The sequence below is a fragment of the Bradyrhizobium sp. genome (assembly GCF_049512235.1).
Lineage (GTDB): Bacteria > Pseudomonadota > Alphaproteobacteria > Rhizobiales > Xanthobacteraceae > Bradyrhizobium.
In genome coordinates this window covers 1-4,517 of the sequence record NZ_JBEKXH010000509.1, presented here as the reverse complement: position 1 = coordinate 4,517, position 4,517 = coordinate 1, and the positions used below count along the sequence as shown (strand labels likewise).

The window sequence follows — 4,517 nt, the reverse complement described above, 5'->3', positions numbered from 1 at the left end:
TTCCAGGCGGCGGAGGGAACTATTCCGCAATCGGTGCTATACGCGAACCCTGTCATCGGGCGGCGCTTCGCGCCGACCCGGTGACTATTGCGCCCTATCGGCCTTCCTTCACCTCCAGTACCAGCTCGATCGTCATAAGCACTGGATTGTCGCCGCGCGACAGCCGGCCTTCGGCGAGCCCGCCGAGATAGTCGACGAGGGCAACGTCCAGCTCGGCCTCAGGCGCGCCGTCGGCACCTTTGACAAGTGCACCGGAGCGGACCGTCATTTCGGTGGCAAACGGCTCGACCTGACGGCCATCGACAAAGCGAGCGCCGATGATGCTGCCGACCCCGCCATGGAGTCTTGCACTGATGATCCCGCGCTCCCTGCAGAAGGTCTCGAGCGCACCGGCGAAATCCTGGTTCGGCCGCAGCCGCAGCGCGACCGCGCGACTTGTTGCGGGTGCGCCGGTGGCCGTCGATGCGACCGGCCCGAAAAGCCTAAAATTGGTCTCCGGGTCCGGCTCGGCCGTAAAAACCGCGCCATCGACGCCGAACGCTTTCACCTCGAATGATTCGGCGACCATGGTTTCCTCGGGCAGGATATGGCCTCCGCCGGCGCGGCCACAGGCTTCGCTCCACAAAGCGTGGCAATGGAAGAAGGGCGCGCGGTCGCGGCTACCGAGCGTCATTGCCCCGACCTTGAGCCGCGTAAGGCCGGCGGGCCGAATGGTATCGCTGTAGAAGGCCGCGTTGGCGCCGGTCTTGGACAGCGCCGGCATGACATAGGCCAGCGGGCCGAGCGAGCCGCCGCTGAAATTCAGCACGCCGCCGCCAAATCCTTCCGCCGCGAAGCCGCGGCGCGCGGCCTCCAATAGCGGCAAGCCCGCTTGCAGCGTAAAAGCAAAAGCGCGGCCGCGCGCTTCGACCCAATCAATGCGCCGCCGCGCCGGCGGGCCGGGCTGGACGATGCGGCGCATCGTCAGCCGCTTTCTTTCGCGATGACCTCGATCAATCCCCGCGCTTCGAGTTCGTCGCGCACCAGCCGTTTCGGCACCTTGCCATAGCCGGACTTCGGCAGCGCATCCCACAAGAAAAACCGCTTCGGCATCTTGTAACGCGGCAGCCTGGTCGCGAGGTAGCCAGCCAGTTCCAGCTCGGTCACCGGATCAGCGCCTTCCCGCGCGACGCAGACGGCGATGCCGACCTCACCCCAAAATGAATCGGGCACGCCGAGCACCGCCACTTCGCCGATCGCCGGATGGGTGAGGATTTTTTCTTCGACCTCGCGCGGATAGATGTTGGATCCGCCGGAGATGTACATGTCGGAAGCGCGGCCGGTAATATAGACAAAACCTTCCTCATCCATGTGGCCGAGATCGCCGGTGCGGAACCAGCCATCGCGAAATGCCTTGGCGTTGGCCTCGGGGTTATCATAATATCCGGCGAACACAGCCGGACCGATGACGCAGATCTCGCCGGTCTCGAAAGCTTTGAGTTCGCTACCGTCATCGCCCTGGATCGAAACCTGCATGCCCGTGCGCTCGAAACCGCACGTGCCGATGCGCGCATGCGGCCCGTCCTCGGGGTCGTGCAGATCAGGCGGCAGCACGGTGATGTTGCCGGTGACCTCGCCGAGACCGAAATACTGCACCAGTACCTTGCCTAATCTGTTCAGCGCGGCCTTCTGATCCCTGCGGTACATCGGCGCGCCGGCATAGATCACGTAGCGCAGCGAGGAATGGTCGTAGCGGTCGACGGCCCGGTGCTCGACCATCATTTTCAGGATGGTCGGTACCGTAAAAATGTTGCTGACGCGGTGCCGCTCGATCAGCCGAAAAGCCTCGTCGATATCGAAACGCTCCGATGAAAGCAGGATGGTCGGAACGCCGCGCGCGGTCTGCACCAGCTGATGCACGCCGGCGCCGTGCGACAGCGGCGCGACCACCAGCGAGGCATCGTTCTCCGTGGTGCCCGGCATCAGGTCGGCAAGGTGGTTATTGACCACAAAAGCCATCTGGCCGTGGGTCAGTACCGCCGCCTTGGAGCGGCCGGTGGTGCCAGAGGTGAAGAAGAACCAGCAAGGATCGTCATATTCGACCCGCGCGTTGCCGACCACGGCGTTGGCATGCGCCGCCATTGCTTCGCTCAGGGACCTCTCGCCGAAGGCGCCCTCGCCAATCCGCCAGGTAAAAACCAGCGCCGGGCTCGCCGCCTGTACGGCCGCCGCGTGATCGGGAAAATCGCCGTGGCAGAGGAAGGCCCTGGCGCCGGAAGCAGTGGCCAGATAGGCCACCTCGTCCGGCACCAGCCTGAAATTGGTGGGCACCCAGACCGCCCCTAACCGGAACGCCGCGAACATCGACCAGAACATTTCGGCGCAATTTTTGGAATGCACCAGGATGCGGTCGCCCTTGACGATGCCGCGCGCGGCCAAGGCCGCCGCCAGCGCCGCGACGCGGGCGTCGATCTCGCGCCAGCTCCAGGACCGCTCGCCCCAGACCAAGCCGGTGCGCTCGCCGTGCCGGCGGGAATTCTGGGTGAGCCAATGCGCGAGGTTCATGACCCGGCGCGACATCGGCGTGACGCCGCCCAATGGCGCGGGCGCAGTCACCTCAAAGGCTCCAGAATCGAGCGATGACTCGCCGGCATCCCTCACCTTCTTCCCATCCATACCCCTGCCGCCAGCAGCACTACACCGACAACGCCGGCGGCCGCGCCGTGCTTATAGTGCATGCGCGCCACGCCAGCCTCGTGGCCGGGGAAAAAGCCCGGCAATTGATCCGCCGGCAGCACGAAATAGACGACGGCGATCACCAGCAGGACGACGCCGAGGGCCGTGAGGACGAGTTTCATGGATTGGTCCTTTTCAAGGTGAAAAGCGTCCCAGCAGCTGCTTCTGCCAGCTCGCTTGGAAAGTGAAACAGATTCACGAGCTGTTGTTAATAGCCTAGGGCTGGTCATCCCATCCGCGGGAAGCACTGATATCCGCCGGAGACGAATGGGTGCCTCACCGCACCCCCGTCCCGCCGCAGCGCTGGCATTTGACCACCTTGTCGCCCTTCTTCAACAGCCCCTTGCCCTCGCAATTCTTGCATTTCTGCTTCTTCTTGATGTTGGGACCCTTTTGGCTGGCCATGCGGCTGCTCCCGGCGAGGAGGCCGGACCATGCACGCGTTCTGATCGAAAAGCACGGCCAAACTCGCCGAGCTCCGTGATCACCCACCGAACCGACGGATAGATCCGTGCCGCCGCGCGCATCGTAGCTTCGCAGCGCTGACGATGGATTGAGAGTAATTGCCGGAAGATGGGCGCAAACATCGGGGTCTGCAAGACCGCAGAAGACCGCAGTGTCCACGCCGAAGCAGCCAATCTGGCGCTGTGGGCCATTTGCATCACGAGGGTTGCGCGTCTAAATCATGGGATCGAAACTTTTTTTGGAAACAAGATTCATGGCTGCCGGCCGCGTCCGCGACAACAAGGCGCTGTCCCGCTTCGAGCTCGACGTCGAGGGCGCATTGGCGTTTGCCAATTATCGCCTGACGTCTTCCACCGTCATCATCACCCACGCCGAGACGCCGCGGAGCTTGCGCGGTAAAGGCATTGCCTCGGAACTGGTGCAGGGCGCGCTGCAGCTGATCCGCGCCGATGGCTTGAAGGTGATTGCCGGCTGCAGCTTCGTTCTGGACTATCTACACAAGCATCCGGAATTCGCGGATCTGGCGGGGCGATCTGATCCCAGCTAACCTGGGCGCCGACGCTCCGTCAAAACGTGGTCTGCGACGGTGCAGCCGGAGCGGGGGTTGCGCACAGCGGACGCAGTCCGTTCCGTAGCACTACGGGCCGAAACGAAATGGCCTGTTAACGATGCGACCAAGGCCGGTCGTCATCGCTCACTTCAAACCTAAAGGCAGCGCACGGGAATCGGCCATGCTGATCGCATCGCTTTTCAACACGTTCATGCGATACCTTCGCTACCAGTCGCAACTCATGAACATCGATGCGATCGACGATCGAATCTTGCATGATATCGGCCGCGAGCGCAGCGAGTTGAGAGCGGAAGCCTGGCAAGCCGTAACCGGGGCGTGGCGTTAGACACCCGCCCCTCGGCGCCTGAGGGCCGGCCGCTGGCGGACCCTCAAATTGCGGCTTAGCCGGCTAGTGCTTGATCTCCGGTGGCAGCTTGCCGCCATTCGCAGCGAGCTTGGCCATCACCTGTTTATGCAACCAGATGTTCATGCTGGCGGAATCGTTGCTATCGCCGGTGTAGCCGAGTTCGTGGGCAAGCTCCTTGCGCGCGGCAAAGCTGGAATCTACATCGAGCGCCTTCATCAGATCGACGATCGAGGTGCGCCATTCCAGCTTCTCACCTTTCGCCTTGACCGCCTTGTCGAGGATCGGCGCGACATCGACCGACTGCGCTGGCGCAGCCGCCGGTGTCGATGACGATCCGCTTGCGGAGGGTGCGCTGCCTGCGGTCGCGCCGCCGCTTGAGGGCGCGGCATCCGCCTTGGTGCCGAAGATCGCGCTCATGAT

Annotated in this window: 7 protein-coding genes; 2 read left to right on the top strand and 5 right to left on the bottom strand. The window is 63.5% G+C overall.

Annotated features, from left to right (window positions below; genetic code table 11):
- Positions 1–94 precede the first annotated feature (94 nt).
- The 4 genes from ABSG20_RS30655 to ABSG20_RS30640 form a co-directional block, all read right to left on the bottom strand.
- Positions 95–961 (bottom strand): PCC domain-containing protein, encoded by an 867-nt coding sequence (locus tag ABSG20_RS30655; RefSeq protein ID WP_423868202.1) that lies wholly within the window; start codon positions 959–961, stop codon positions 95–97.
- A 2-nt stretch (positions 962–963) separates the two neighbouring features.
- Positions 964–2,595, bottom strand: coding sequence for an acyl-CoA synthetase (locus tag ABSG20_RS30650; protein ID WP_423868201.1), 1,632 nt, complete (start codon positions 2,593–2,595; stop codon positions 964–966).
- A 41-nt stretch (positions 2,596–2,636) separates the two neighbouring features.
- A complete protein-coding gene (locus ABSG20_RS30645) occupies positions 2,637–2,837 on the bottom strand; it encodes a hypothetical protein (RefSeq protein ID WP_423868200.1) in 201 nt (66 codons plus the stop codon).
- A gap of 154 nt (positions 2,838–2,991) precedes the next feature.
- The gene (locus tag ABSG20_RS30640; protein ID WP_423868199.1) at positions 2,992–3,120 is read right to left on the bottom strand and encodes a hypothetical protein; all 129 of its coding nucleotides are present in this window, start codon (positions 3,118–3,120) and stop codon (positions 2,992–2,994) included.
- A gap of 313 nt (positions 3,121–3,433) precedes the next feature.
- Between ABSG20_RS30640 and ABSG20_RS30635 the strand changes: the two genes are divergently transcribed.
- Together ABSG20_RS30635 and ABSG20_RS30630 are read left to right on the top strand one after the other, a co-directional pair.
- Entirely contained in the window at positions 3,434–3,727 is a 294-nt protein-coding gene (locus ABSG20_RS30635) for a GNAT family N-acetyltransferase (protein WP_423868198.1), read from the top strand.
- Between the two features lie 184 nt (positions 3,728–3,911).
- The gene (locus ABSG20_RS30630) at positions 3,912–4,076 is read left to right on the top strand and encodes a YjiS-like domain-containing protein (RefSeq protein ID WP_423868197.1); all 165 of its coding nucleotides are present in this window, start codon (positions 3,912–3,914) and stop codon (positions 4,074–4,076) included.
- Between the two features lie 63 nt (positions 4,077–4,139).
- Here the strand turns inward: ABSG20_RS30630 and ABSG20_RS30625 are convergent.
- On the bottom strand, positions 4,140–4,517 hold a 378-nt coding region (locus ABSG20_RS30625), incomplete at its 5' end, for a DUF3597 domain-containing protein (RefSeq protein ID WP_423868196.1).